Origin of the sequence: Roseateles sp. So40a (genome assembly GCF_048081605.1) — a bacterium.
Lineage (GTDB): Bacteria > Pseudomonadota > Gammaproteobacteria > Burkholderiales > Burkholderiaceae_C > Roseateles.
In genome coordinates, this window is record NZ_CP182288.1 from 1,100,841 (window position 1) to 1,126,400 (window position 25,560).

Below are 25,560 nucleotides of genomic sequence, written 5' to 3' on the forward strand. Positions count from 1 at the left end.
TTCGCGAACGCGATGCTGCCTTGTCAGGGTTAAACCTGATCGATGGATATGCGGGGTGGGTCGTGAACTACGGCGCGGATCGTCGATCCGCGTGCGGCGGTGTGGGGCCGACGCCGCAGATCGTGCGCCGGCCGCCCTGCGGCTTCACGCGCCCTTGCCGCTCGCGCCGGGCGGGGGCGGGACGTCGAAGAGATTGACCGCCTGAGGCTGGTCCAGCACGAGGTCGGAGCGCGCGCACGCGACGCAGGGCAGGATCCAGCCCTCGTCCTTCTCCTCGCGCGACAGGCCGGGCCATTCGATGCGGTGCTCGATGCGGCCCGAGATCACCCGGGCGATGCAGGCGCGGCAGGTGCCGTTGCGGCAGGAATGCGGCAGGCGCAGGCCGTGGTCGAGCGCCGCGAGCAGCAGGGTCTGGTCGGCGGGCGCGTCGAAACGCCAGCCTTGCGGCTGGAGCTCGACGGTGTGGACGTCGGCAGGGGCATCCGGGGCGTGACTCATGGGCGCCATGATGCCTTGCGCTAAGCTGGCCCGATGCCCGACACCATGCCCTCCACTCCGTCCACCGCCTCGTCTGGAGCGTCGTCCGACGCTCCGTCCGCCGAGGCCGTGACCGCCGCGCAGGCCTTCTTCGACGCGCTCAACCGCGAGTACGTCGCGGTGCACAAGCGCAAGGAGGATCTGTTCTGGGCGACCTACATGGCCACCAGCGAGGACCACGAGGGCTTCGGCCGCGCGGAGACGGACTACAAGGCCTTCATCTCCGATCCGGCGCGACTGGCGCAGACCCGGGCGCACCTGACCGCCGTGGTGCACGCGCAGGGCGAGGGCGCCGACACGCCGCTGGCCCACGGGCTGCGGGGCTGGCTGGAGCTCTTCCAGGCCAACATCATCGACAACGACGAAGGCCGGCGCCTGATGGCCGAGCTGATCGAGGCCGAGCGCGTGCTCTTCGCGCGCCGCAAGGACTTCGCGCCCACGCATGTGAACGATCGCGGCGAGACCGAGGCCGCCACGCTGACGATGCTGTCGACCAACGCGTCGACCAATCCCGACGAGTCGCGCCGGCGCAGTTCCTACGAGGGCCTGGCCGCGGTGGAGCGCTGGGTGCTGGAGAACGGCTTCCTGGAGATCGTCGCGCTGCGCAACCGGCTGGCGCGGGCGCTGGGCTTCGCGGACTACTTCGAGATGAAGCTGCGCAAGAACGAGCGCATGAGCAAGGCGGAGCTGTTCGGCATCCTCGATGACTTCGTCGCGGGCACCGAGGCCGCGCAGCAGCGCGCGCACGACGCGCTGGTGGCGCGGCACGGCGCGTCGGCGCTGGAGCCCTGGAACCTGCGCTTCCACAGCGCCGGCGACGTGACGCGCCGGCTCGATCCCTATCTGCCCTTCGGTCCGGCGCTGCGCCGCTGGGTGCAGAGCTTCCGCCGCCTGGGCATCCAGTACCGCGGCGCGACGATGCGGCTGGACCTGCTGCAGCGCCCGGGCAAGTACCAGAACGGCTTCTGCCATGGGCCGCTCCCGACGTGGTTCGACGAGCAGGGCCGCTGGCACGCGGGCGAGATCAACTTCACCGCCGAGGCCAAGCCCGATCAGATCGGCAGCGGGGCGCGCGGGCTGGTGACGCTGTTCCATGAAGGCGGCCATGCGGCGCACTTCGCCAACGTGGCGCAGAACGCGCCGTGTTTCTCGCAGGAATTCGCGCCGACCTCGATGGCCTATGCCGAGACGCAGTCGATGTTCTGCGACAGCCTGCTGGGCGACGCGGACTGGCTCAAGCGCTACGCGCGCACGGTCGATGGCGCGGAGATCCCGGACGAGCTGATCCGCGAGCGCATCGCGGCGACGCAGCCGATGCGCGCCTTCGACGAGCGCGCGATCGCGGTGGTGGCGTACTTCGAGGCGGCGCTGTACGCGATGCCCGAGGCCGAGCGCACGCCCGAGGCGGTGCTGGCGCTGGCGCGCGCGACGGAGCGGCGCATCCAGGGCGTGGAGCGCGCGCCGCGGCCCATCCTGGCGATCCCGCACCTGCTGAACCAGGAGTCGGCGGCGTCGTATCAGGGCTACCTGCTCGCGCACATGGCCGTGTATCAGACGCGGGCCTTCTTCCTGAAGCGCGACGGCTACCTGACCGACAACCCGGCGATCGGTCCGGCGCTGGCGCAGGCGTACTGGGCGCCGGGCAACAGCCTGACGCACGACCAGACGCTGCGCAAGCTGACGGGCGAGGGCTTCTCGGCGCGCTACCTGGCCGAGGCCTGCGACGAGACGGTGGACCAGGCCTGGGCGACGGCGCAGGCCACGCTGGCGGCGGCCGAGCGCCGCGGCGAGCGCGACGATGACGGCTTGCCGCTGGAGGCGCACGTCCAGGTGGTGCACGGCGCGGAGCTGCTGGCCGACAACGGCGACGGCGGCGACGCGGCGGAGCGCGCGATGTTCGAGCGCTTCGAGTCGTGGATCCGCGCGCATTACCCGGTGCCGGCAGCGGCGTGATCGCAGCGTGATCGCGGCGTGATGGATCGAGTGATCGACGGACGAGGACGAGACCGGTGAAGTATCTGCAGGGTTACGCGCCGGGGCTGGTGGCGCAGGCGCAGCAATTGCTGGACGCGGGCGAGCTGGGCCCGCTGCTGGCGCGCAAGTATCCCGAGGCGCACGAGGTGCGCAGCGACAAGGCGCTGTTCGACTACACGCAGGCGTTGAAGCAGCGCTTCATGCGCAACGCGGGGCCGCTGGCGCTGGTGGCGTACGACGCCAAGCTCAAGGTACTGCAGCAGGCGCTGGGCACGCACACGCGCCAGTCGGTGGTGCAGGGCACGCGGACGAACTCGCGGCGCGAGATCCGCGTGGCGACGCTGTTCCGCGAGGCGCCGGCGGAGTTCCTGCGGATGATCGTGGTGCACGAGCTCGCGCACCTGAAGGAGCTGGACCACGACAAGGCGTTCTACGCGCTGTGCCACCACATGGAGCCGGCGTACGCGCAGCTCGAATTCGACGTCCGGCTCTGGCTGAGCGTGCGGGATCGGGAGGAGAAGCTGGCGAAACAGGCCGAGAAAGCGGAGAAGGCCCAGGAATAGGCGCTTCCGCTATGCTCTCGGGCTTTCCAGAACGTTGATCCGCGGCGCCACGAGCGCGGCGATTCTTCCCCGCCTCCGATGATTCTCCTGGCGCCCATGGAGGGCTTGCTGGACCACATGCTGCGCGACACGCTGACCCGTGTCGGCGGCGTGGACCGCTGCGTCTCCGAGTTCATCCGCGTCACCGACCGGCTGCTGCCGCGCCGCGTCTTCACGCGCATCGTGCCGGAGCTGCTCCACGGCGGGCGCACCGCCGCCGGTGTCCCCGTGCGCGCCCAGCTCCTGGGCTCCGATCCGGCCTGCCTCGCCGAGAACGCCGCCCGCCTGGCCGAGCTTGACCCCGAAGGCATCGACCTCAACTTCGGCTGCCCCGCCAAGACCGTCAATCGCCATCGCGGCGGCGCCGTGCTGCTCGACGAGCCCGAACTGGTCGGCGAGATCGTCGCCGCCGTGCGCCGCGCCGTGCCCGCCCACCTGCCCGTGTCGGCCAAGATGCGCCTGGGCAACGAGGACCGCGCCCGCATGCTCGACTGCGCCCGCGCCATCGAGGCCGCCGGTGCGTCGGAACTCGTCGTGCACGGCCGCACCAAGCGCGACGGCTACAAGCCCCCCGCGTTCTGGGACCAGATCGCCGTCGTGCGCGAGGCCGTCACCATCGAGGTCGTCGCCAACGGCGAGGTCTGGACCGTCGACGACGCGATGCGCTGCCTGGCCGAGTCCGGCTGCACGAAGCTCATGCTCGGCCGCGGCATGGTGGCCGATCCGGGACTGGCGCTGGCCGTGCGCGCCGCGTTGGCCGCGCGAGCGGGCACCGGCGCCGGCACCGAGCCCGCCGATCTGCCCTGGGCCGGCGTGATCCCGCTCATGGAAAGCTTCTTCTCCCAGGTGCGCCGCAACGTCGCCACGCGCCATCAGGCCGGGCGGCTCAAGCAGTGGCTGCATTACCTGCGCCGCCATTACGCCGAGGCCGAGGACACCTACCAGCGCGTGCGCACGATCAACGCGCCCGACGTGCTCGCCATGACGCTGTTCGGCCGCCCGCTCGATCCGGAGGCGCCGCCGCCGGAGACCGATTTCGATGAACAACAAGACAGCGACTCGCTGATCGCCGCATGACTGCTTCCCGTCTGACTTCGCGCCTGCTGGCGCTCTGCGCCGCCCTGGCCCCGGTGCTGGCCGGTGCCGCCACGCCGGTGACCCCGGTGACGCCGCTGACGCTCGAGCGCGTCTTCGGCGAGCCGCCGCTGCAGGGCCGCACTGTGCGCCAGGCCGAGATCTCGCCCGATGGCGCGTGGGTCAGCTACCTGCGCCCGTCCGAGTCCGACAGCGACCAGCTCGAGCTCTGGGCCCAGCCCGCCGCCGGCGGCGCGCCGCGCAAGCTGGTGTCGGCCGCGGACGTGCTCGGCGGCCGCAGCCAGCAGCTGACCGAGGCGGAACGCATGGCGCTGGAGCGCAAGCGGATCTCGCAGGGCGGCATCACCGGTTATCAATGGTGCGGCCCGTCGGGCAAGGCGCTGCTGTTCCCCCTCTCCGGCGATCTGTACCTGGTGCGCCTCACCGAGCAGGGCCCCAGCGCCCAGCGCCTCACGCGCGACGAGCAGGTGCCCGAGCAGGATCCAAGCTGCTCGCCCGACGGCAGCCGCGTGGCCTACGTCAAGGGCGGCGAGCTGTGGGTGCAGCCGCTGGACGGGCAGGGCGCCGCGCGCGCGTTGACGCAGGGCGCCACCGAGACGCGCTTCTGGGGCCTCGCCGAGTTCATCGCCGCCGAGGAGCTCAGCCGCCAGCGCGGCTACTGGTGGTCCCCGGACGGCCAGCAACTGCTGGCGCTCAACGTCGATGAGAGCGAGGTGCCCGTCAAGACGCGCGCGCAGATCTTCTCGGACCGCACGACGATGACGCAGCAGCGCTATCCCGGCGCCGGCGAGAAGAACGCCCGCGTCACCGCCTGGACGCTTCGCGTCGCGGACGGCCGCATGACGCCGCTGTCGCTGCCCTCGGACGCTGAATACGTGGCGCGGGCCGGCTGGTTCGGGGATGGCACGCCGTGGCTGCAGACGCTCACGCGCGATCAGCACAAGCTGGCGCTGACCGAATACGCCAATGGCACCGGCCCGGGCCGCACCGTCATCGACGAGCGCGATCCGGCGTGGGTCGAGGTCCACGACGACCTGCTCGAGATCGACGGCCTGCAGCTGTCGGGCCAGCCCGCGCTGCTGTGGTCGAGCGAGTCCTCGGGCCGTCGCCAGCTCGTGCTGGTGGACCGCCGCTCCGGGGAGCGCCGTCCGCTGACGAACGAACCCGAGGCGGTCGCGCATCGCGTGTGCAGCGACGGCAAGACCGTGGTCTACGCGGCGGCGCGCGATCGCGGCCGCTCGCGCGAGCTGTTCGCTATCGACCTGAATGGCAAGAGCCGCGCGCTGGACGGCGCCGCGGCCCGCCAATGGCGTGACGCGCGCGGCGACGGCGAGTGCGCGCGGCTGCTGGTCACGCGCGGCGCCTGGGGCGAACCGCCGGCGCTGTCGCTGCAGGCGGTCAAGCCGGGCAGCGCGCCGGTGGCCTTGCCTGGCGACGCGCCCGACGCGCTGCTGGCGCGCATCGTGCCGACGCCCCGCGTGGTGGACATCACCGCGGCGGACGGCCGCACGCCGCTCAACGCGATGTACTTCGCGCCGCTGGACGGCCAGCCCGGCCCGCATCCGGTCATCGCGATGGCTTACGGCGGCCCCGGCACCTCGACGACCAACTGGAACTGGAACCGCGACACCGCGCTGATCGCCTACTGGCAGCGTCGCGGCTACGGCGTCTTCACGCTGGACACGCGCGGCATGCAGAACCGCGACCGCGAGTTCACGCGCGCGCATCGCTTCGCCTTCGGCGTGGTCGACGTCAAGGACCTCTTCGCCGCGGTCCGTCAGCTGCCCAAGCAGGTCGCGGGCGTCGACGCCAAGCGGATCGGCTTCTTCGGCTGGTCCTACGGCGGCTTCCTGGCCGAGCGCGCGATGCTCGATGCCGACACGCCGCTGGCCTCGGCCGTGGCGGTCGCACCGCCCACCGACTGGACGCTCTACGACACGGCCTACACCGAGCGCTACCTCGGCCTGCCGCAGACCGGACCGGCCACGACGCCGGTGCCGTCGCAGGTGCAGGCGCAGAGCGAGGCCTACCAGCAGGCCAACCTCGTGACGCGCGCCAAGCTGCTGACCAAGCCGCTGCTGATCGTGCATGGCACCGCTGACGACAACGTGCTGTTCGAGCACTCGCTGCGCCTGACCGAGGCGCTGCAGAACGAGGCCCGGCCCTTCGAGCTGATGATCTATCCGGGCAAGGCGCACGGCATCGCCGGCCGCAGCGCGAAGCTGCATCTGTACCGCACGATCGACGCCTTCTTCGCGCGCACGCTGTCGCGTGAAGCGGCTCGTGATGCCGCTCGCGAAGCGGCGCGCTGAGGAGCCGGACATGGCACTCGTCTATTCGACCGACAGCGGCCGCGTGTGTCCGACCTGCCGTCAGGCGCAGGCGGACTGCCGCTGCAAGGCGCAGGCCGCGAACGCGGTGCTGGGTGACGGCAAGGTGCGCGTGCGGCGCGAGACCGCCGGACGCAAGGGCAAGGGCGTGACGGTGGTGCTCGGGCTGCCGATGACGGCGGTGGAGCTGACCGACGCGGCCAAGAAGCTCAAGGCCGCGTGCGGCAGCGGTGGCACCGTCAAGGACGGCACGATCGAAATCCAGGGCGATCACCTGGACAAGGTCATGGCCTGGCTGACCGCGGCGGGCTACTCGCCGAAGAAGGCTGGCGGCTGAGCCGCCGGGACATCCCCCACGATTGAGGCCGCGCGGCGGGCCGTTCTCATCATTCTTGAGGATGTGACGCACGCGCCGCTCGCCCAGAGTGCCCCCGCAGGGACGGCCGCATCCGGCGGCCGCCGCTCATACGGGAGGCACGATGGCCGCAGCGTCGAAGAAGTCCAGCGCCGGAAAGGCGTCTGCATCGCCCACATCGCCGACATCGCCCAAGGCCGCCAAGGCGGACAAGGCGACCACCGCCTCACCGCCTGGTGACCACGACCACGACGACCATCTGGACGGCTGCGACGTCGACATCGTCGACTTGACGCCCGATGAGGATCTGCCCGCCGCGCGCGGCGGCATCGCGGGGAGGTCCTGACATGGCCTTCAAGCTGACCTGGATGCCGACCACGCTGCTCGATGCCGGGCTGAAGGTCGCGGAAGTGGATGGCTGGCCCAATCGCGGGCGGGCCGAGATGGGCGAGGTGCTCGGCGTGATGCTGCATCACACCGCGGGGCCGCGCAGCGGGAACATGCCCAGCCTGCGCACGCTCATCGACGGACGGCCGGATCTGAGCGGGCCTTTGTCGCAGCTCGGGTTGGGGCGTGACGGCACGTTCTACGTGATCGCCGCCGGACGCGCGAACCACGCGGGCGCGGGCGAGTGGCAGGGCGTGAGCGCGGGCAACAGCAGCTTCATCGGCATCGAATGCGAGAACACCGGCAAGAGCGATGACTCGCCTTGGCCCGAGGTGCAGCTCGATGCGCTGGCGCGTGGCGTGGCGGTGTTGCTCAAGAAGCTCGATCGCAAGGTGATCTGGTGCGTCGGGCACAAGGAGTACGCGCTGCCGAAGGGGCGCAAGCCGGATCCGGATTTCGACATGGACGCGTTCCGCGAGCGGGTGAAGCGGCTGATGGATCCGGCGACGCCTCCGGCGGTGTTGATTCCGGCGGTGGAGCCAAAGCCGCCCGCGGGCGTTGTGCCGAGACCGACACTGCGGCGTGGGGATCGCGGCGAGGCGGTGCGGGCGTTGCAGACGCTGCTGGGGATCGCGCCCGCGGATGGGTCGTTCGGGCCGATCACGGAGGCGAAGTTGCGGGCTTGGCAGGCTGGCAAGCATCTGGTGCCCGACGGCATCGTCGGGCCGAAAACGTGGGCCATGCTGGGTTGATGGCCCCTCGCCCGCGAAGCGGGAGAGGGGTTGGGGTGAGGGCTCGTGTGGGGGCAGGGTGCTCTTCGGAGAGCCCTCACCCCCGCCCTCTCCCGCTCCGCGGGCGAGGGGGTAAGAGGGGGAGCTTGCTGAGCTTTCCACACGTCTAAAGGGGGCCGAGTGTTTCTGCCCGCTGTTCCGAGACGTATGCACGGGCGGGCTTGGAGCGGCAGGTCTAAGGTGGACTTGTCCGGCCCGAACTCCCCGCGGGCCACGGAGTCCGTCCATGAGCCCCTCCCAATTCGGCGCGCTCCAGCGCGAATCCTCCGCCCGCACGGGCAACGGCACCGGCCGCTATCTGCTGCGCTTCGAATCGCTCTTCCACGCCGGCCGCGGCCTGTCCTTCCCCTGCGACGGGGCCGGCCACGTGGCGCTGGACCAGCTCAGCGACCAGGCGCGCGAGAACTACCTCTTCGCCCGTGCCGTCGTCGGCCACGAGTACGCGACCCCGGTCATCCAGCGCTGCGACGAGTAGCGACTCCGCCGCGTCACCCCGGCTTCAACGCGACTTCAACGCGGTTCCAGCCGCGACGCCTCGTACTGCCCCAGCACCCACTGCAGCCCGGCCAGATGCTGCTGGTCGTGGCTGCACAGGTAATGGATCAGCGACTTGAAGCTCAGCGGCCCATAGCCCTCGAACCGCGCCCGGCGCGTCAGCTGCTCCGGCGTGATCGCCGCCAGCATCGCCAGCGTCTCGCGGCGCGCCCGCGCGAACGCGGCCAGCGCCGCGGCCGGGTCGTCCTCGCCATACCGGCGCTCGCGCACCAGTGCGTCCGTGTCCAGCGAGGGCAGCAGCGGGTCGTCCTCCGCCAGCGTGCGGCGGATGCGCTGCTGATAACCGTCGATCTCGATGTCCCGGCAATGGCACAGCTGCTCGAGCGCGGTCAGCGGCTCGCTGGGCACGCCGGCCCAGGACGCGGGCGCCCAGTGCCGGGCCTCGACGGGGAACAGCGCGAAGTGCGCCGCGAGCTGATCGGGGAAGGCCGCCAGCGCGGCCAGCGTGACCGCATCGATCGCCGAGGCTGAAGCGGCTGAGTCGGACGATGAGGACACGGTCGACACCGGGGAATTGGCGATGGCTGTCATGCGTGCGATGGTAGGGCGCCGGACTTTGGGACAATGCCGCGTTTTCGAATCACCACGCATGACCCCGCCATGAGCGACACCAACCGTCCCGAACTGCCCGATCACCTGTCCGTCGATCCGCGCAGCCCCCATCACGTCGCCGCCATCTTCGAGCACGACATCGGCATCCTCTTCAACGGCAAGGAACGCCGCGACGTCGAGGAATACTGCATCTCCGAAGGCTGGGTCAAGGTCCCCGCCGGCCGCACGCTCGACCGCAAGGGTCAGCCCCTGATGATCAAGCTCAAGGGCAAGGTCGAGGCCTTCTACAAGTGATCCTCACGGCCGTGGCACGCGCCGCGGCCGACCCCGCCATCAGCGCCGCGCTCAACTCCGCGGCCAGCTGATCGCCACCCACAGGCCGCCGCCCTCGCGATTGCCCATCGCGATGCGGCCACCGTGCGCCTCGGCGATCTCGCGCGCCAGCGCCAGCCCCAGCCCGCTCCCGCTGCGCTTGGTCGAATAGAACGGCAGCAGCGCCTGCGACAGCTGCGTCTCGGTCATGCCGGGACCGCGATCCCCGATCTCGATGCGCCAGTCCTCGCGCGCGGCGCTCACCGTCAAGCTCACGCCCTCGGGCGCGCTGCCGGACTCGTGCGCGTTCTTCAGCAGGTTGATCAGCGCCTGCGCCATCTGCGCCGCGTCGAAACGCCCCGGCACCGCCGGCAGCTCGCCCGCGATCACCAGCGGGTAATGCGCGCCGAGCGACTCCACGAAGGGCGCCCACTCGACCGCTGCCAGCACCGGCGCGGGCAGCTTGGCGAAGCTCGCATACCCCGACAGGAACTGATGCAGGTGGCGCGCGCGGTCGCCGATGCTCGCGAACACGCCCGGCACGCGCTCGTGCTGACCCCGCCGCGACAGCTCCGCGCCGCTGTGCGCCAGCGACGAGATCGGCGCCAGCGAGTTGTTGAGCTCATGGCTGATCACGCGGATCACGCGCTTCCAGCTCGCGACCTCCTGACGCGACAGCTCACGTGTCATGCGCCGCAGCAGCCGCAGCCGATGTGGCTGACCCTGCAGCCGGAAGTCGCGCATCGACAGGTGGAAGCGCTCCTCCTGGCCCTCCAGCGTCACGCTGAACAGCCCGTCCTGCGCGCCCAGGATCGCCTCGCGCATGTCCTGGGAGGACTCGGCCAGCACCTCGTCCAGCGCGCGCCCCGCGAGGCTGCGGCCCTGGTCCAGCAACTGCCGCGCGGCGATGTTGGCGTAGGCGATGCGCTCCTGCGCGTCGGTCAGCACCAGCGCCACCGGCGTGTTCTGCACGACCGTGTCCAGCAACAGCTCGCGCTGCGCCAGGTGCCGGCGCTGCTCGCGCAGCGCCTGGCCCAGCTCGCTGTGCAGCCGCATCAGGCTGGCGAGCTCCGTCAGCCCACCCGGCGGATCGGCCGCGATCGCGCTGCCGAACTCGCCGTCGCGGTAGCTCAGCACGGTGCTCTCCAGCGCCCGCAGCAGCCGCGTGAGCGGCATCAACAGCAGGCTCGCCAATCCCCAGGCGATGGGCAGGATCAGCAGCCCCGTCAACGCGAGCGCCGCGCCGCTCCACGGCGCCAGGGCCTCGTGGCCCAGCGACGCCATCAGCTGCGGCACCGGCCACAGCGTCAGCGTCATGTGGATGGAGATCGCCGCCACGGCCGCCGCCACGAGGCACAGCGCCAGGCGCAGGTGCAGCGAGCGATGCCGAGGCGCGTGCCTCGGGGCCTGGGGCGGTGAAGCTTCAGGCATCAGCAGCAGGTGGCGGCGCGTCGCGCATCGGCGTCATTCATCGGCGTCATGCATCGGCGCTCAGCCCGTAGCGCTCCATGCGCCGGTACAGCGCCTGCCGCGACAGGCCCAGCGACTGCGCTGCGCGGCTCACCACGCCCGATGCCGAGGCCAGCGCCGCGACGACCGCGTCGCGGCTGGGCTCGTCCAGGTTGCGCGAGGCCTGCGCCTCGGCGGCCGGCAGCGCCAGGTCGGCCTCGCCGATCACGCGCCCGGGCGCGAGCAGCGCCGCGCGCTCGATCGCGTTCTTGAGCTCACGCACGTTGCCCGGCCACGCATGCGCCAGCAGCGCCTCGCGCGCGCCGTCGCTCAACGCGGCCCGGCCCGCCAGGAAGAACTCGGCCAGCGGCAGGATGTCCTGCGCGCGCTCGGCCAGTCCCGGCAACGCGACCTCGATCACGTTGAGCCGGTAGTACAAGTCCTCGCGGAAGCTGCCCGCGCGCACCATCGCGCGCAGGTCCGCGTTGGTCGCCGAGATCACCCGCACCGTGGTCTGGCGCGTGCGGCTCGAGCCCAGCCGCTCGAAGCGGCCCGTCTCCAGCACGCGCAGCAGCTTGACCTGACCGGCCAGCGGCAGGTTGCCGATCTCGTCCAGGAACAGCGTGCCGCCATCGGCGGTCTCGAAGCGGCCCTCGCGGGCGCGCGCCGCGCCGGTGAAGGCGCCGCTGTCCGCGCCGAAGAGCTCGGCCTCGATCAGGTCGCCGGGCAGCGCGCCGCAGTTCACCGCGACGAAGGGGCCGTCGGCGACCGAGGAATTCGCATGCACGATCGCCGCGACGCGTTCCTTGCCGCTGCCGTTGGGCCCGGTGACCAGCACCGGCGCCGCCGAGCGCGCGACCTGGCATGCCAGCTCCAGGCAGCGCAGCAGCGCCGGCGACTCGAAGACCAGCCCGTCGAGCCGGTACCGGCGGCGCAGCGCCTCGCGGCGCTCGCGCTGCTCGTGGCGGCTCTCGCGCAGCGCGCGGCCGTTCTCGGCGAGCTCCAGCAGGTTCTCCACCGTCGCGAGCAGCTTGGCGTCGTCCCAGGGCTTGGCCAGGTAGTCCGCCGCGCCCGCCTTGACCAGCGCCACCGCCTGTTCCAGCTGGGTCCAGGCGGTCAGCAGGATGATGGGCAGATCGGGGTGGCGCTCGCGCAGGCGGTGGAACAGCGCGCGGCCTTCCTCGCCGGAGGTCGTGTCGGCGCTGAAGTTCATGTCCTGGATCACCAGGTCCACGCGCCGCGCGGCCAGCAGCGTCAGGCCCTCCTCGGGCGAGGCGGCGTACAGCGGCTCGATGTCGTGCAGCGACAGCAGCAGGGACAGCGCCTCGCCGACACCGGCGTGGTCATCGATGATCAGGACCGTTCTCATGGGTGGCGCAGCATATCAACCCCCTCGCAGCGCGGCCACCGGCGGCAGCGCCGCGGCGCGACGCGCGGGCGCCAGCACCGCGATCTGGCCCAGCGCCCACAGCGCGAGCGCGCCCACGGGCAGGTAGAGCAGCGGCAGCCGGGGCAGCTCGTAATGCGACATCAGCAGCAGGCTGATGCCGTACGCGCCGACCATGCCCAGCACGATGCCGGCGGAGGTGAGCAACAGGTTCTCGGTCTGGAAGTAGCGCAGGATCTGGCCGCGCGTGGCGCCCAGCGCGCGCCGCGTGCCGATCATCCGCGTGCGCTGCTGCACCCAGAAGCTGGCCAGGCCCACGATGCCGAAGGCCGTCACGACGAGCAGCCCCACGCACACGCCCGCCAGCAGCATCACCATCGAGCCGTCCTGGCGGTAATACGCGGCGCGCAGCTTGACGATCGTGTCCTGGTCGCGGATCACGCGGCGCAGGCCCGGGCTGTTGGCCAGCAGCTTGGCCGCCGAGGCCTTGAGCACCGCCTCGGGATCGGCGCCCGGCGCGACGCGGATCATGAAGTTGCCGCCGCGGAAGCTCGGCTGCACCGGGAACATCATCGTGTTGAGCGCGTTCTCGTCCTGCGAGCCCGGGTTGGGCGAGGGCAGGTCGCGCACCACGCCGACCACGCGCTGCGGCTGGTCGCCGTACACGTAGATCGCCTTGCCCACGGCGGACTGGCCCGGCCACAGCCGGTCGGCCATCACCTTGTTGATGATCACCGAGGGCACGCGCGGGTCGGCGTTGTTGTCCAGCGTGGAGCCGGCGACGAACTCGTTGGCCTCGAAGTCGCGGCCCTCCACCAGCGTCAGCCCCATCGTGGCGATGAAGCCGGGACCGGTCGTGTAATGCCCGGCCACGACGCGGCTGGACTGCGTGCTGTCCGGGGTCAGGCGCACGCCCGAGTTGTTGGAGTTGCGGCCGTAGGCGAACTGGTTGGTCAGCGCCACCGAGACCACGCCCGGCACCTGGCGCAGCGCGGCCAGGTCAGCCTGGGTCTGCGGCTCGGGGTTCTCCACGCGCGCCATGCTCGACAGCGACAGCGTCACGAGTTCCTTCTCCGCGATGCCGGTCACGGCGTTGATGCGCTCCACGCGCTGGAAGATCAGGAACAGCGCGTTGCACACGATCGCGCAGGTCAGCGCCACCTGCAGCACGATGAGCCCGGCAGCGGTCTTGTGACGCTTGAGCGTCGAGAGGATAGGCAGGATGTCCATCAGGGTCTCCTCATTGCGTCTTGAGCTGGATGGCCGGCGTGATCTGGCAGGCGCGCCACGCGGGCAGCAGCCCGGCGAGCACGCTCGCGGCCAGCGACACGCCCAGCGTCGTGGCGAGCATCTGCCAGTCGAGCTGCGCCAGTTGCGCGTAGTCGGCGGGGTTCTGCCGCACCACCCACAAGCCGCCCCAGGTCAGCACCAGGCCCAGCAGCCCGCCGACGATGCCCAGCGTGCCGGCCTCCACGAGGAACTGCAGGAAGATCTGCTTGCGCGGCGCGCCCAGCGCGCGCCGCACGCCGATCTCGCCGCTGCGCCGCAGGCACTTGGCCAGCAGCAGCCCCACGGTGTTGGTCAGGCACACGACCAGGAAACCGAAGGCCAGCCACACCTGCAGCTTGATGTCGCCGGGCACGACCTTGCGCAGGCTCAGCCACTCCATCACCGGACGCAGCTTGGGATTGGCCGGGCGCTCGAAGCGGCCGGCCTCGCGCTGCTGGTCGGAGTACTGCGTCAGGTAGGTCCGGTAGTCGGCGACCTGCTGCGGCGTGTCGAGCTGCACCCAGTACTGCAGCCAGGCGCAGGGCGCATTGGCCGAGCGAGGATCCACGCCGTCCGAGCGGCCCCAGCAGTTCATGTTGCCCGCCGCGCCGAAGCGCAGGGCCAGCGAGGTGGCCAGCGGCATGTAGACGTCGGCCGGCTTGGCGTAGGCGCCCAGCGTCAGGTCGAAGTAGTGCGGCGCGGGCCGCCACGGCTTGAGCACGCCGATCACGGTGAAGTCCTTGTCGCGCAGCCGCACCGTCTTGCCGCGGCTGTCCTGGCCGCCGAAGAGCTTGTCGTTGAGCTCGGCGGAGATCACCACCACGCGGGCCTCGGCCGTGTCGTCGGCGGCGGACCAGCCGTTGCCGTAGCGGAACGGGGCTTCGAACAGATCGAAGAAGTCCGACGTGGCCCAGCGGCCGCTGGTGAAGAAGGGCGGTTGCGCCGCGTCGCCGGAGCCGGCCGGATCGACCGCGATGAACGAGCCGGTCATGATCACCTGCTTCACCGCGCGCTTGGCGCGCAGCAACTGCTCGGCGTCGAAACGCGTGAGCTGCAGCTCGGGCTCGTCGCCGGGTTTCCAGTCGCGCTTGGACTCGGCGTCCAGCTGCACGTTGAACAGCCGCGCGCTCTTGTGCGGGATCGGGTCGCCGGACATGACGTGGAACACCGTCAGCGTCGTCATGCAGGCGGCCACGCCCATCGCGATGGACAGCAGCATCAGCGCGGTCAGCCCGCGGTGGCTGCGGAACGCGCGCAGCGCCAGTTCGAGGTAGTAGGTCAGCATCGGGGTCCTCTCTCGGCTCAGCGGCCCGTGGACGGGATGGGATTCGGATTCGAGGTCGGCGTCGGCGTCGGACTCTGCGGCGCCGCCGCGAGCAGCGTGTTCACCGAGGCGAGCTCGGGCTCGCCCAGCGCGCCGGCCGCCTGCTGCAGCAGCAGCTTGGACAGCACGTAGCGGTGGCGGGCCTGTTCCCAGGCATTGCGCGCGTTGCTCTGCGTCTGGATCGCCAGCAGCAGGTCGGTCATCGTGCGCAGGCCCAGGTCCATGCCGCTGCGCGTGGACGCGAGCGCCTTCTCCGCGGCCGCGACCGCGGCGCCCGCGGTGCGCATCTGGTTCAGCGAGGACAGCACCGCCTGATACTGGCCCTGCGTCTCGCGCGTCATCGCGCGGCGCGCGCCTTCGAGCTCGTCGCGCAGCTGCTCGCGCTGGTAGATCGCCTGGCGCTTCTGCGATTCGATCGCGCCGCCGGCGAACAGCGGGATGGTCAGCTTCAGGCCGACCGTCGTCGTGTAGCGGCCCGCGTCGCTCGGCGCGACCGCGGTGCCCGACAGCCGCTGGCCGTCCACGCCCGCGCTCAGCGTGGGCAGGTGCGCGGCGCGCGCGGCGGCCACGCGCTGGTCGCCCGCGGTGACCGCGAGCGCGGCGGCCTGCAGCGACGGGTTGTCGCGCAGGGCCTGCGTCACCCAGGCCTCGGGATCGGCCGGGTCGGGCATCAGCATCGCGAGCTCGGGCGTGAGCGGGGCGAGCTCGCCCGGCATGCGGCCGGTGAGCTGCGCCAGCGCCTGGCGCGCGTCCAGCAGCGATTCGACGGCCTGCGCGGTGTTGCCGCGCGCCAGCTCGAAGTACGCGCGGGCCTGCTCGACGTCCAGCGAGGCCGACAGCTTGGCTTCGAAGCGCGAGCGCGCCTGCGCGACCTGCTGGCCGTAGACGTCCTCGATGGCCTGCGCGGTGGCGAGCGTTGCCTGCGCGGTGAGCACGCCGAAGTAGGCCCGCGCCACGCGGGCGCACAGATCGGCCTCGGCGGCGCGCACGCGGGCGTCCTCGGCGCTGGCCTGCGCACGGGCGGCGTCCCAGCCGCGCAGCCGGCTCAGGTCCACCAGCACCTGGCTGAGGCTGTGCGTGAGCGCGTTCTGGCGCGTGCTGTCGGCGGAGTAATGCTGGGCGCTGAGCTGCGCCGACCACTGCGGCAGCAGCGGCGCGCGGGCCTGCACGGCCAGCTCCTGCTGCTCGCCGCGGATCGCGCGCGCGCCGGCCAGCACCGGGTCGGCGGCGCGGGCCTGGCTGTAGATCTCCAGCAGGTCCTCGGCCGCGGCGGGCAGGCAGCAGCCCGCGCACAGCGCGGCGACCGCGATCGCCGCCAGGCGGGAAGGGACAGGCAGGCGCATGCGCAGGTGCATGAGCATTGGCATCGGCATGGTCAGGCCACCACGCCCTGGCGCATCAGCGCCGGGTCCAGGTGCAGCTCGGTGGCGATGTCCACGACCTGACCGTCGATCACGTGGACGTTGCGCTGCGCGCGCGCGGCGAGCTGCGGGTCGTGCGTGACCATCACGATCGTCGCGCCCTCGCGATGCAGCTCCTCGAGCAGGTCCATGACGCTGCGCGCCATCGCGCTGTCGAGGTTGCCGGTCGGCTCATCGGCCAGCAGCAGGCGCGGCGAGCCGGCCAGCGCGCGGGCGATCGCCACGCGCTGCTGCTGCCCGCCGGAGAGCTCCGCCGGGTAGTGGCGCTCGCGCGCGGACAGCCCGACGCGGGCCAGCGCGTCGCGAGCGCGCTGCTGGCGCTCGGCGGCCTTCATGCCGCGATAACGCAGCGGGACCTCGATGTTGTCCAGCACGTTCAGGTCGGGGATCAGGTTGAACGCCTGGAAGATGAAGCCGATCTTCTCGTTGCGCATGCGCGAGCGTTGCGTGTCGTCCATGCGGCTGACGTCCACGCCATCGAGCTCGTAGCGGCCGCCGCTGAAGGCTTCCAGCAGGCCGGCGATGGTCAGGAAGGTCGTCTTGCCCGAGCCCGACGGGCCGGTGACGGCGACGAACTCGCCTTCGCGCACGTCCAGGTTGAAGTCGCGCAGGGCATAGGTCTCGATCATCTCGGTGCGGTAGACCTTGGACAGCGATTGCATCTTCAGCATGAGGTTCCTCGCGGGCGGTGAATGGGTTTTGGTGAATCGGTGGGAAGACGGAGGGAGCGATCAGCGGTGATCAGGTGCGATGGTTCGTTCACGGGCTGATCGTGGCGCGCTCGGCGCCCTCGAAGGCCTGCGCGCCGGAGACGACGACCTGCTCGCCAGGCTTGAGGCCCTCGAGCACCTCGACCTTGGACAGGCTCTGCGCGCCCAGCCGGATCGGGCGCTTGACGGCCTGGCCGTCCTGCACGACGTAGGCGAATCGACCGCCGCCGTCCTCGACGAAGCTGCCGCGCGCGACGGTGAGCACCTTCTCGCGGCGGTCCAGCAGCACGCGCACCGACAGGCGCTGGTTCTGGCGCAGCTGGTCGGGCGTGGCGCCGTCGAAGCGGATGCGCGCGGCGACCTCGTTGTTGACGACCTCCGGCGACACGCTGCTGACCAAGCCCTTCCACTGGCGGCCGTTGCCGGCGATCTCGCCGGGCATGCCGATGGCGAGGTCGCGGGCAAAGCTCTCGGGCACCTGCATCTGCACTTCCAGCGCGCTCAGGTCCACGACCGTCAGCAGCCCGGTGCCCGCGGCGACGTTGGCGCGTTCGGCCACGAGCAGCTGACCGACCTGGCCATCCACCGGCGAGCGCAGCTCGAGCTCGGCGACTTGGCGCTCCAGGTCCTTGACCAGCAGCTGCTGGCGTTGCAGCGCCTGCTGCTTGGACTGGAGCTCGAACTTCAGGCTGTCGTCCTTCAGACCGAGGCCCGATTGCGCGTGGGCGGCGGTGATGCGGGCCTTCTCCATCGCGTCGCGGGCCTTCTCGACTTGCATGCCGGCCACGGCGCCGGCCTCGTAAGCCTTGGTCTGGCGGTCCAGGTCGTTGCGGGCGGTCTGCAGGTCGATGGCCGCGTTCTCGTAGGTCGAGCGCAGCGCGGCGCGCTGCTCGCGGCCGTCCACCTCCGCGCGCAGCGCCTCGGTGCGCAGCGCGTCGGCGTTGCTCTGCTCCTGCGCGAGCTTGGCGCGCAGGTCGGGGCTGTCGATGACGCCCAGCAGCTGGCCCTTGACGACCTTGTCGCCGGCCTTGACCTTGAGCACGAGGTTGCCGCCGTGCAGCGCGTAGACGGTGGGGCTCATCGCGGCGACGACCTTGCCCTCGCCGGCGACGTCGCGCACGAGCGGACCGATCTCCACGGTGGCGACCGACAGGCGCTGCAGGCTCACCGAGCTGGCGCTGCCCATCGCGCGCTTGACCGCCGGCGCGGCGGCGAACGCGGCGATCAGCAGCCCGGCGCCGGCCAGCGCCAGCCACAGGCGGCGGCGGCCCTGGGGGCGGGCGAGGGGAACGTCCTGTCCGGAGGTGTCGCGAATCATGAAGGTGTCCGAGGGTGGTCCGTGTGATCGATGTCGCACTTGTTCGCAAGGCGCGTGCCAAGGCGGTGGACGCACGATTTCCCCGTCGAATCAAGGACTTGGACGAACCGTCGCGTAGCGATCGAGTGTCCGCGGACACTTCGGCGGACAGCGGACGGACAGCGGGCGGGGAGCGGCGGACGCGGCCTACACGGGAACAAGTCGGTCCACCTACTGGAGTCCGGGCCCAAACGCGCTCGCGCTACCGGTCTGGGCTGATGCGCTCGACAGCCTGAATGCCAACACTGGGGGCTCCCTTGCTCAACCCTTGGAGTTGCCCATGACCCGATTTCTCTCGATCCCCTCGACGTCCCCGACGACGACACGCGCGGCCCGTGATGCGGACGACGACATCGCCACGGATCCTCTCGACCAGGACGCCGAGGCGCCTGTCGACCTGAGCCTCCACCCGGCCCTCAACCCGGCCCTCGACCCCGCCATCAACCCCGCCGTCGATCCCAACCTGGCCGCGCACGTCAGGCACGCCGAGGGCCAGACCGACGGTCAACGCGATGAGGATCGTCCCGGCCTCGGTGTGCTGCTGCTGGGCGGGGGGCTGGGGCTGGGTGCCCTGGCCGCCGCGGCCGGTGGACCGGCCTCGGCCTCGGCCGCGCTGCCCGTGCTGGGCGGTCCGTCCGAGCGGCCGGCCGACGGCGGGTCTCCGGATCACCCCGCTCAATCCGTGCTCGGCCTGCAGGTCTTCGCCGCCGGCAGCCTGCCCGACGGCACGCCCACGACCCGCGACGGCACGGTGCGGGTCCAGGGGCTGGAGCCCGGCGCCAGCTGGTCCTACAGCTTCGACGGCGGCGACACCTGGCAGCCGGGCAGCGGCGATCGGATTCCGGGGGATGAGGCCATGAAGGCGGGCGGCGAGGGGCGCAAGACCTTGCTGGTCCGGCAGACCGACGGGGCCGGCAACCACGGGACGGCGGAACTGACCTTCGACCTCGACCGCACGGCGCCGGAGCGCGTGACGCTGCGGCTCAAGCACGACACGGGCCGCAGCGACAGCGATCTGCTGACGTCGGACCCCACGGTGGTGATCGAGGGGCTGGAGACCGGCGCGGTGCTGCGCGTGCGCATCCAGGGAGGGCCGTGGTTCGAGCTGCAGGGCAACGAGATCCCCGCCTCCCGGTTCGACAACCTCCAGGGCCTGCTCTCGGTCGATGCGGTGGCGGTGGACCGAGCCGGCAATGCCGGCGGGTCGAAGTCCTTGCTCTTCACGCTGGACACCGTCTCGCCGCCGGCGCCGCAACTCGACCTGCTCGGCTTGCCGGGTCAGCCGGGTGTCGGAGGCGGGGGCGCCGTGCTCACGGCCTGAGCCCAGGCGAGGGGGCCGGGCCGGCTCACTTGCCGAAGCTGTCCTTCAAGCCGGTGATCTTGTTGAACACCGGGGCCTCGGTGCGGTGGTCGACCTGGTCAGCGACGAAGTAGCCATGACGTTCGAACTGGACCTTGGTGTCCGGGGCCACCGACTTCAGCGAGGGCTCCAGGTAGCCGCGGGTGACGCGCTTGGATTGCGGATTCAGCAGCTCCAGGAAGTTGCGTTCGCCCGCGTCAGGCTGGGCCTCGGTGAACAGGCGGTCGTACAGGCGCAGCTCCGTGGCCACGCCTTCGTGCGCGCCGACCCAGGTGATCACGCCCTTGACCTTCACCGCGTCGGCACCGGGCGTGCCGCTCTTGGTGTCGGGGACGAGCTTGGCCAGGACCGCGGTGACCTGGCCGTCGGCGTCCTTCTCGCAGCCGGTGCACTCGATCACGTAGCCGTACTTCAGCCGCGCCTTGTTGCCCGGGAAGAGGCGGTGGTAGCCCTTGGGCGGGGTCTCCATGAAGTCCTCGCGCTCGATCCACAGCGTGGGGCCGAGGCTGAACGCGCGCGTGCCCAGTTCCGGCACATGCGGGTGGGCCGGGGCGCTGCACGGCTCGCGGTGATCGAGCGAGCCGAAGACCTCGGCGTAGTTCTCGAGCTTGAGCGGCACCGGGTCCAGCACCGCCATCGCGCGGGCGGCCTTGCCCTCGAGGTCGGCGCGCAGGTAGCCGTCCAGGACCGAGTACTCGATCCACGCATTGGTCTTGGACGCGCCGGTGCTCTCGACCATCGCGCGGATCGATTCGGGCGTGTAGCCGCGCCGGCGCATGCCGACCAGCGTGGGCATGCGCGGATCGTCCCAGCCGTCGACATGGCCTTCCTCGACCAGCTGGCGCAGCTTGCGCTTGCTGGTGACGACGTAGGTCAGGTTCAGGCGGCCGAACTCGTACTGGTGCGGCAGCGGACGCGCCAGCAGGCCGCCCGCGGCGAGGTGCTCGACCAGCCAGTCGTAGAACGGGCGCTGGTCCTCGAACTCCAGCGTGCAGACGCTGTGGGTGATGCACTCCAGCGCGTCCTCGATCGGGTGCGCGTAGGTGTACATCGGGTAGATGCACCACTGGTCGCCGGTGTTGTGGTGCGTGGCGCGGCGGATGCGGTACAGCGCCGGGTCGCGCAGGTTGATGTTGGGCGAGGCCATGTCGATCTTCGCGCGCAGCACCATCGCGCCGTCGGGATGCCGGCCGTCGCGCATCTCGCGCAGGCGGACCAGGTTGTCCTCGGGCGAGCGCGAGCGGAAGGGGCTGTCCTTGCCCGGCGTGCCGAAGTCGCCGCGGTTGGCGCGCATCTCCTCGGGCGTCTGCTCGTCGACATAGGCCAGGCCCTGCGACACCAGGTACTCGGCGGCGCGGTACATGAAGTCGAAGTAGTTGCTGGCGTAGAAGAGGTGGTCGACCTCGCGGCCGGCGCCGTCCTTGGCGTCCCAGGTCCAGCCCAGCCACGCGACCATCTCCTTGATCGCGTCGACGTATTCCTGCTCTTCCTTCTCCGGGTTGGTGTCGTCGAAGCGCAGGTGGCAGATGCCGCCGTAGTCCCGGGCCAGTCCGAAGTTCAGGCAGATGGACTTGGCGTGGCCGATGTGCAGGTAGCCGTTGGGCTCAGGCGGGAAACGCGTGCGGATGCGTGCGGGGTCCAGCGGGCCGGCGGCGTGGTGCGCCGCGTCGCCCGGGCTGCCGGCGAAGTGGCGCGCCGGCTGGAATCCCTGCTCCAGGTCGCGTTCGATGATCGCGCGCAGGAAATTGCTGGGTTTGACGGCGGCGGCGTCGGCGGTCTTGTCGTGGCTGGACATCGATGAATGAAGTCTCGAAATGAGGCCGTGGATTCTACGTGGGGCAGGGTGGGCGCCATCGGGGAGGGAAATGTTCGGGATTCCATCGCGGAGGGACCTCCGCCCCAGGGGGCTCAGATTGATGGGGCGAGTAGCCTCGTTTGGGTGAAGTCGTTCGTGATCGCGTTGTTTTAGGCCATGGCGAATAGCGCACTCGGCTTGGAGACTTTCCGGTTTTGGCACGCTCTCCTCTGAATCAAGTCATGAACTCACCGAAATCTGCTCCGACGTCCACCGTGGCGAACCCTTCTCCCGCGCTGGTCCAGCGACGGGGCAAGAAGATGGATGACGTCCGCGTCGACGACGACATTTCGACGCTCTCCGACGACGACACCCGCCCGACCGACACCCCGCCCGAGACCCCGGTCGTGTCCGCCGACCGCCTCCCTGCCGACGAGCGAGCGAACGATCGTGAGGATGTGGCGGCGGCGCCGATCGCATCGGACGGTTCGACGGAGAAATCCGTGACGGCGATGGTGACCTGGCTGCTGGGGGCCACGCTGGCGTCGGGGTCCGCCGTGTTCCTCTCCGCGGGAGGCGACAAGGAGGTGTCGACCGACTCGAAACCCAAGCCGGACAGCGATCACAAGCCCGATACCGGCACCAAGCCCGACGAAGGCACCAAGCCCGACGAAGGCACCAAGCCTGACGAGGGCACCAAGCCTGACGAGGGCACCAAGCCCGACGAAGGCACCAAGCCCGACGAAGGCACCAAGCCTGACGAAGGCACCAAGCCTGACGAAGGCACCAAGCCTGACGAAGGCACCAAGCCTGACGAAGGCACCAAGCCTGACGAAGGCACCAAGCCCGACGAAGGCACCAAGCCTGACGAAGGCACCAAGCCCGACGAAGGCACCAAGCCCGACGAAGGCACCAAGCCTGACGAAGGCACCAAGCCCCCGCCCCCGCCCGTGCCCGGCACGCCGACGCTGGTCCTGCATTCGCCGGGGGCGTCGCGGACCGACGTGTTGGGCGCCGCGGGCGAGGTTCGCATCGGCGCGTTGGAGGCCGGCACGCGTTGGGAGTATTCGCTGGACGGTGGCCAGAGCTGGCTGGCCGGGAGCGGCTCGACAGTGACGCCTGGCCTCTTGGGAGCTGACGGCGCGAAGACGCTCACGGTCGTCCAGATCAGCCCGGCAGGAGTACGCAGCGAAGCGGGCGCGTTGGCCTTCGGCCTGGATACGCAGGTGGCCTCGCCCGAACTGGCGTTGGCCAGGGACACCGGCACCGCCCACGACCAGCTGACCAGCGACCCGACCGTCACCGTCGCCGGCCTGGAAGCAGGCGCCGTCTGGGAGTACCGGCTGAACGGCGGCGAGTGGTACCGCGGCAGCGGTGACCGACTCGAGGCGCAAGCCTTCCATGGCTTGGCGGATGGCGCCCAGCGCGTGGAGATCCGCCAGACCGACGCCGCGGGCAACGAGGCGTCCTCCCTGATGGCGTTCACCTTGGACCGCACGCCACCCCCCGCCGCGCGCGTGACCTTGTTGGAGGACACCGGGACACCCGGCGACTGGATCACGCGAGAGCACATGCTGGCGGTGACCGGTGTGCCGCCCGATGCGAGCTGGTCTTATCGAGTCGACGACGGTGCGTGGACCGCGGGCCCCAGCGACGGCGTGATCGTCGACCCGATCCAGCTGCAGGTTCACGGGCTGCACCGGGTAGAGGTGCGTGTCAGCGACGCTGCCGGCAACACCACGGACACGGTCGTCCACGTGCAGATTGCGCTGGGCGCGTCAGCGCCTGTGCCGACCCTGATAGGTGACACCGGCATCAGCGCCACCGATGGCATCACCAGCGATGGCCGGATCCAGATCGCCGGCCTGCAGACCGGCGCCACCTGGAAGTACAGCCTCGATGGCTTGCATTGGATCGATGGCCGCGGCGACTCGATCGCGGCGGCGGACCTGGGCGCGGATGGCGCCAAGTCCGTGCGCGTGCAGCAGACCGACGGTGCCGGCAACGTCAGCCCGCTGGGACAGCTGGACTTCACGCTCGACACCCACGCCGAGCGGCCCACCGTGACCGTGCACAGTCCCGCGCGAGACCGCTTCCAGGCCGTGCGCGCCGATGGCACCGATTTCTACACGACCGGCCGCGTCAGCGCGGATGCGACCCTCGCGTGGGGGGTGGAACCGGGGGCGACCTGGCAATACCGCGTGGACGGGCAAGCCGACTGGCAGCTCGGGACCGGCAGCGCCTTGTCCTTGGCCGGACTGGCCGAGGGGCGGCATGAGGTCCGCGTCAAACAGCAGGATCAGGCGGGGAACTGGAGCGTCGAGACGGTGGTCCAGGTGACGGCCGATCACACGCCGCCCACGGTGTCCGGTGTCTGGACCGAGGAGGTCCAACCGTCGGCGAACTTCTTCTGGGCCTTCAAGCCGAGCGAGGACGTGCAGATCGCGCTGGTGCCCGTAGGCACGATGAACGACGGCACGGCGCAGAGTTATCTCGCCCACGCGACGGCGTCGAACAGCCTGATCGTTCCCGCCGGCCAGACCGGCAAGGAGTGGTTCGTAGGCAAGAACGAGATGTATGTGGCGCTGGCCATCGACACGGCTGGCAATGCCTCGTTCGTGTCGCTGACCGGATCCGGGTCGTCCAACGGGCTGGTGGCGAATGCGCTCGAGACCCGGGACTCCGCGACGCCGCCGGACATGAACCTCGCGACCTCGACCTGGAACGCCACGCGCAAGGACTGGGCCGCCTTCGCGACCTCGGACAAGACCGATCACCTGTTCGGCAGCGCCAACGCCGATCACTTCGTCTTCGCCAGCCTGTCGACGCAAAACGCCAACTCCAGCAAGATCGACTGGATTCACGGCTACGACAAGCGACAGGGCGACGTGATCGAGATCCGTGATGCCGCGTTCAGCGCGCTGAACGTCGACCAGCCGGCGGACCGCGCGCGCTACTTCCGCAAGGAGGTGCTGGCCGACGGGACGATCTCGCTGTGGATCGACCGGGACGGCCTGGGGCAGACCTACCCGGACAACAAGGACGCCTTCGATCACCGGATCCTGGTCAGCAGCACGTCCGGCACCGAGCTGCAGATCCTGCTGGCGTCCGGCGGGACCTTCGTGATCTGAGCGCCGGCCCGCCGGCTCACATCGCCTTGAACAGGTGGCCGTACATGCGGCTCACCGCGAGGCGTTCGGGCCGGTGGCGCAGCCGCAGCGTGAGCTTGCCGGTGTCGTCGCGGTGCACCCGGTCGATCGCGTCCACATGCACGATGTGACCGCGGTGCACCTGCCAGAAGCGCTGCGCGTCGAGCTGCGGGAGCAGCTCGCGCAGCGAGATCCGCACCAGGTATTCCTGATCGGCCGTCAGCACGCGCACGTACTTGTCCGCCGCCTCCAGGTAGACGACCTCGTCCAGCGGCACCATCACGATCGCGTCACCGACGCCGACCTGCAGGTGGCGCAGCAGCGGCGCGGCGCCGGTCGCGTTCGAAGCGCTCGCCGTGCTGGAGGCGCCGGGCAGCGGCGCGCCGCCGAGCAGTCCGCGCAACTGGGCAAGGGTGGCTTCCAGCGCGGCGGGCGCGGGCTGGCGCTGGGCCAGCGCGGCCTTCAGCCGGTCGACCGTCTGGGACAGGCGCTCGCGCTGCACGGGCTTCAGCACGTAATCGACCGCGTTGCGCTCGAAGGCCTGCAACGCGAACTGGTCATACGCGGTCACGAAGACCAGCAGCGGGAAAGGCCGCCCGTCCCGGTCGTCCCAGTCGTCGGCGAGTTGCGCGGCGGCTTCCAGTCCGGTCATGCCAGGCATGCGGATGTCCAGGAAGCAGACCTCGGGCTGGTGCTCGAGCGCCATCGCGACGGCTTCCTCGCCGTGCGTGGCCATCGCCACGATCTGCAGCTCGGGCCACAGGGCCTTCAGTTCCTGGCGCAGGTGCGCGGCCAGCAGGTCCTCGTCTTCGGCGATCAGGGCGGTGGGCATGGGGTCGTCTCCAGGAG

General features: G+C 70.8%; 22 protein-coding genes. 11 read left to right on the top strand and 11 right to left on the bottom strand.

The window, feature by feature from the left end; translation table 11 throughout:
* Positions 1-144: 144 nt before the first annotated feature.
* Positions 145-498, bottom strand: coding sequence for a 2Fe-2S iron-sulfur cluster-binding protein (locus ACNI65_RS05055; RefSeq protein WP_416761551.1), 354 nt, complete (start codon positions 496-498; stop codon positions 145-147).
* A 45-nt stretch (positions 499-543) separates the two neighbouring features.
* Here ACNI65_RS05055 and ACNI65_RS05060 point away from each other — a divergent pair, with 45 nt between their 5' ends.
* From ACNI65_RS05060 to ACNI65_RS05095, 8 genes are all read left to right on the top strand, one after another.
* Positions 544-2,490, top strand: a complete 1,947-nt coding sequence (locus ACNI65_RS05060; protein ID WP_416761552.1) for a M3 family metallopeptidase — start codon at positions 544-546, stop codon at positions 2,488-2,490.
* A 56-nt stretch (positions 2,491-2,546) separates the two neighbouring features.
* A complete protein-coding gene (locus tag ACNI65_RS05065; RefSeq protein WP_416761553.1) occupies positions 2,547-3,074 on the top strand; it encodes a M48 family metallopeptidase in 528 nt (175 codons plus the stop codon).
* A gap of 78 nt (positions 3,075-3,152) precedes the next feature.
* A complete protein-coding gene (locus ACNI65_RS05070) occupies positions 3,153-4,190 on the top strand; it encodes a tRNA-dihydrouridine synthase (protein ID WP_416761554.1) in 1,038 nt (345 codons plus the stop codon).
* Positions 4,187-6,520: an alpha/beta fold hydrolase gene (locus ACNI65_RS05075; protein ID WP_416761555.1), complete on the top strand. Its 2,334-nt coding sequence runs from the start codon at positions 4,187-4,189 to the stop codon at positions 6,518-6,520. Before ACNI65_RS05070 ends, ACNI65_RS05075 begins: the two co-directional genes overlap by 4 nt.
* A gap of 10 nt (positions 6,521-6,530) precedes the next feature.
* Complete coding sequence (locus ACNI65_RS05080) at positions 6,531-6,875, top strand: translation initiation factor Sui1 (RefSeq protein WP_416761557.1); 345 nt, start codon at positions 6,531-6,533, stop codon at positions 6,873-6,875.
* A 142-nt stretch (positions 6,876-7,017) separates the two neighbouring features.
* Positions 7,018-7,239, top strand: a complete 222-nt coding sequence (locus ACNI65_RS05085) for a hypothetical protein (protein WP_416761559.1) — start codon at positions 7,018-7,020, stop codon at positions 7,237-7,239.
* Position 7,240: 1 nt separating this feature from the next.
* Positions 7,241-8,032 (top strand): N-acetylmuramoyl-L-alanine amidase, encoded by a 792-nt coding sequence (locus tag ACNI65_RS05090; protein WP_416761561.1) that lies wholly within the window; start codon positions 7,241-7,243, stop codon positions 8,030-8,032.
* Between the two features lie 265 nt (positions 8,033-8,297).
* Complete coding sequence (locus tag ACNI65_RS05095; RefSeq protein ID WP_416761562.1) at positions 8,298-8,546, top strand: hypothetical protein; 249 nt, start codon at positions 8,298-8,300, stop codon at positions 8,544-8,546.
* A 35-nt stretch (positions 8,547-8,581) separates the two neighbouring features.
* Here ACNI65_RS05095 and ACNI65_RS05100 read toward each other — a convergent pair whose 3' ends face one another.
* Positions 8,582-9,157, bottom strand: coding sequence for a DinB family protein (locus ACNI65_RS05100; RefSeq protein WP_416761563.1), 576 nt, complete (start codon positions 9,155-9,157; stop codon positions 8,582-8,584).
* A gap of 69 nt (positions 9,158-9,226) precedes the next feature.
* Here ACNI65_RS05100 and ACNI65_RS05105 point away from each other — a divergent pair, with 69 nt between their 5' ends.
* Positions 9,227-9,472: a DUF3297 family protein gene (locus ACNI65_RS05105; RefSeq protein WP_416761564.1), complete on the top strand. Its 246-nt coding sequence runs from the start codon at positions 9,227-9,229 to the stop codon at positions 9,470-9,472.
* A 51-nt stretch (positions 9,473-9,523) separates the two neighbouring features.
* Here the strand turns inward: ACNI65_RS05105 and ACNI65_RS05110 are convergent, their stop codons facing one another.
* From ACNI65_RS05110 to ACNI65_RS05140, 7 genes are all read right to left on the bottom strand, one after another.
* A complete protein-coding gene (locus ACNI65_RS05110; protein WP_416761566.1) occupies positions 9,524-10,921 on the bottom strand; it encodes a sensor histidine kinase in 1,398 nt (465 codons plus the stop codon).
* A 46-nt stretch (positions 10,922-10,967) separates the two neighbouring features.
* Positions 10,968-12,308, bottom strand: coding sequence for a sigma-54-dependent transcriptional regulator (locus ACNI65_RS05115; protein WP_416761567.1), 1,341 nt, complete (start codon positions 12,306-12,308; stop codon positions 10,968-10,970).
* A gap of 15 nt (positions 12,309-12,323) precedes the next feature.
* The gene (locus ACNI65_RS05120; protein ID WP_416761568.1) at positions 12,324-13,556 is read right to left on the bottom strand and encodes an ABC transporter permease; all 1,233 of its coding nucleotides are present in this window, start codon (positions 13,554-13,556) and stop codon (positions 12,324-12,326) included.
* Between the two features lie 10 nt (positions 13,557-13,566).
* On the bottom strand, positions 13,567-14,880 hold the full coding sequence (locus ACNI65_RS05125; protein ID WP_416761569.1) for an ABC transporter permease: 1,314 nt from the start codon (positions 14,878-14,880) through the stop codon (positions 13,567-13,569).
* A gap of 17 nt (positions 14,881-14,897) precedes the next feature.
* Complete coding sequence (locus ACNI65_RS05130) at positions 14,898-16,286, bottom strand: TolC family outer membrane protein (protein ID WP_416761571.1); 1,389 nt, start codon at positions 16,284-16,286, stop codon at positions 14,898-14,900.
* 8 nt (positions 16,287-16,294) lie between these two features.
* Complete coding sequence (locus tag ACNI65_RS05135) at positions 16,295-17,011, bottom strand: ABC transporter ATP-binding protein (protein ID WP_416761572.1); 717 nt, start codon at positions 17,009-17,011, stop codon at positions 16,295-16,297.
* A gap of 88 nt (positions 17,012-17,099) precedes the next feature.
* Positions 17,100-18,368 carry an efflux RND transporter periplasmic adaptor subunit gene (locus ACNI65_RS05140; protein WP_416761574.1) on the bottom strand — a complete coding sequence of 423 codons (1,269 nt, stop codon included), beginning with the start codon at positions 18,366-18,368 and terminating at the stop codon, positions 17,100-17,102.
* A gap of 319 nt (positions 18,369-18,687) precedes the next feature.
* Here ACNI65_RS05140 and ACNI65_RS05145 point away from each other — a divergent pair, with 319 nt between their 5' ends.
* Complete coding sequence (locus ACNI65_RS05145; RefSeq protein WP_416761576.1) at positions 18,688-19,728, top strand: hypothetical protein; 1,041 nt, start codon at positions 18,688-18,690, stop codon at positions 19,726-19,728.
* A 25-nt stretch (positions 19,729-19,753) separates the two neighbouring features.
* Here ACNI65_RS05145 and ACNI65_RS05150 read toward each other — a convergent pair whose 3' ends face one another.
* Complete coding sequence (locus ACNI65_RS05150; protein WP_416761577.1) at positions 19,754-21,562, bottom strand: glutamine--tRNA ligase/YqeY domain fusion protein; 1,809 nt, start codon at positions 21,560-21,562, stop codon at positions 19,754-19,756.
* Between the two features lie 242 nt (positions 21,563-21,804).
* Between ACNI65_RS05150 and ACNI65_RS05155 the strand changes: the two genes are divergently transcribed.
* Entirely contained in the window at positions 21,805-24,693 is a 2,889-nt protein-coding gene (locus ACNI65_RS05155) for an Ig-like domain-containing protein (protein ID WP_416761579.1), read from the top strand.
* Positions 24,694-24,709: 16 nt separating this feature from the next.
* On the opposite strand, the gene ACNI65_RS05160 is transcribed toward ACNI65_RS05155, so the two are convergent.
* Positions 24,710-25,543, bottom strand: a complete 834-nt coding sequence (locus ACNI65_RS05160) for a LytR/AlgR family response regulator transcription factor (RefSeq protein WP_416761580.1) — start codon at positions 25,541-25,543, stop codon at positions 24,710-24,712.
* Positions 25,544-25,560: the final 17 nt, after the last annotated feature.

Excerpts from the sequence above, each read along its gene's own strand:
- ACNI65_RS05055 (WP_416761551.1), bottom strand. The coding sequence starts at position 498 with ATGAGTCACGCCCCGGATGCCCCTGCCGACGTCCACACCGTCGAGCTC.
- ACNI65_RS05060 (WP_416761552.1), top strand. The coding sequence starts at position 544 with ATGCCCTCCACTCCGTCCACCGCCTCGTCTGGAGCGTCGTCCGACGCT.
- ACNI65_RS05070 (WP_416761554.1), top strand. The coding sequence starts at position 3,153 with ATGATTCTCCTGGCGCCCATGGAGGGCTTGCTGGACCACATGCTGCGC.
- ACNI65_RS05075 (WP_416761555.1), top strand. The coding sequence starts at position 4,187 with ATGACTGCTTCCCGTCTGACTTCGCGCCTGCTGGCGCTCTGCGCCGCC.
- ACNI65_RS05080 (WP_416761557.1), top strand. The coding sequence starts at position 6,531 with ATGGCACTCGTCTATTCGACCGACAGCGGCCGCGTGTGTCCGACCTGC.
- ACNI65_RS05085 (WP_416761559.1), top strand. The coding sequence starts at position 7,018 with ATGGCCGCAGCGTCGAAGAAGTCCAGCGCCGGAAAGGCGTCTGCATCG.
- ACNI65_RS05090 (WP_416761561.1), top strand. The coding sequence starts at position 7,241 with ATGGCCTTCAAGCTGACCTGGATGCCGACCACGCTGCTCGATGCCGGG.
- ACNI65_RS05095 (WP_416761562.1), top strand. The coding sequence starts at position 8,298 with ATGAGCCCCTCCCAATTCGGCGCGCTCCAGCGCGAATCCTCCGCCCGC.
- ACNI65_RS05100 (WP_416761563.1), bottom strand. The coding sequence starts at position 9,157 with ATGACAGCCATCGCCAATTCCCCGGTGTCGACCGTGTCCTCATCGTCC.
- ACNI65_RS05105 (WP_416761564.1), top strand. The coding sequence starts at position 9,227 with ATGAGCGACACCAACCGTCCCGAACTGCCCGATCACCTGTCCGTCGAT.
- ACNI65_RS05110 (WP_416761566.1), bottom strand. The coding sequence starts at position 10,921 with ATGCCTGAAGCTTCACCGCCCCAGGCCCCGAGGCACGCGCCTCGGCAT.
- ACNI65_RS05115 (WP_416761567.1), bottom strand. The coding sequence starts at position 12,308 with ATGAGAACGGTCCTGATCATCGATGACCACGCCGGTGTCGGCGAGGCG.
- ACNI65_RS05120 (WP_416761568.1), bottom strand. The coding sequence starts at position 13,556 with ATGGACATCCTGCCTATCCTCTCGACGCTCAAGCGTCACAAGACCGCT.
- ACNI65_RS05125 (WP_416761569.1), bottom strand. The coding sequence starts at position 14,880 with ATGCTGACCTACTACCTCGAACTGGCGCTGCGCGCGTTCCGCAGCCAC.
- ACNI65_RS05130 (WP_416761571.1), bottom strand. The coding sequence starts at position 16,286 with ATGCCAATGCTCATGCACCTGCGCATGCGCCTGCCTGTCCCTTCCCGC.
- ACNI65_RS05135 (WP_416761572.1), bottom strand. The coding sequence starts at position 17,011 with ATGCTGAAGATGCAATCGCTGTCCAAGGTCTACCGCACCGAGATGATC.
- ACNI65_RS05140 (WP_416761574.1), bottom strand. The coding sequence starts at position 18,368 with ATGATTCGCGACACCTCCGGACAGGACGTTCCCCTCGCCCGCCCCCAG.
- ACNI65_RS05145 (WP_416761576.1), top strand. The coding sequence starts at position 18,688 with ATGACCCGATTTCTCTCGATCCCCTCGACGTCCCCGACGACGACACGC.
- ACNI65_RS05150 (WP_416761577.1), bottom strand. The coding sequence starts at position 21,562 with ATGTCCAGCCACGACAAGACCGCCGACGCCGCCGCCGTCAAACCCAGC.
- ACNI65_RS05155 (WP_416761579.1), top strand. The coding sequence starts at position 21,805 with ATGAACTCACCGAAATCTGCTCCGACGTCCACCGTGGCGAACCCTTCT.
- ACNI65_RS05160 (WP_416761580.1), bottom strand. The coding sequence starts at position 25,543 with ATGCCCACCGCCCTGATCGCCGAAGACGAGGACCTGCTGGCCGCGCAC.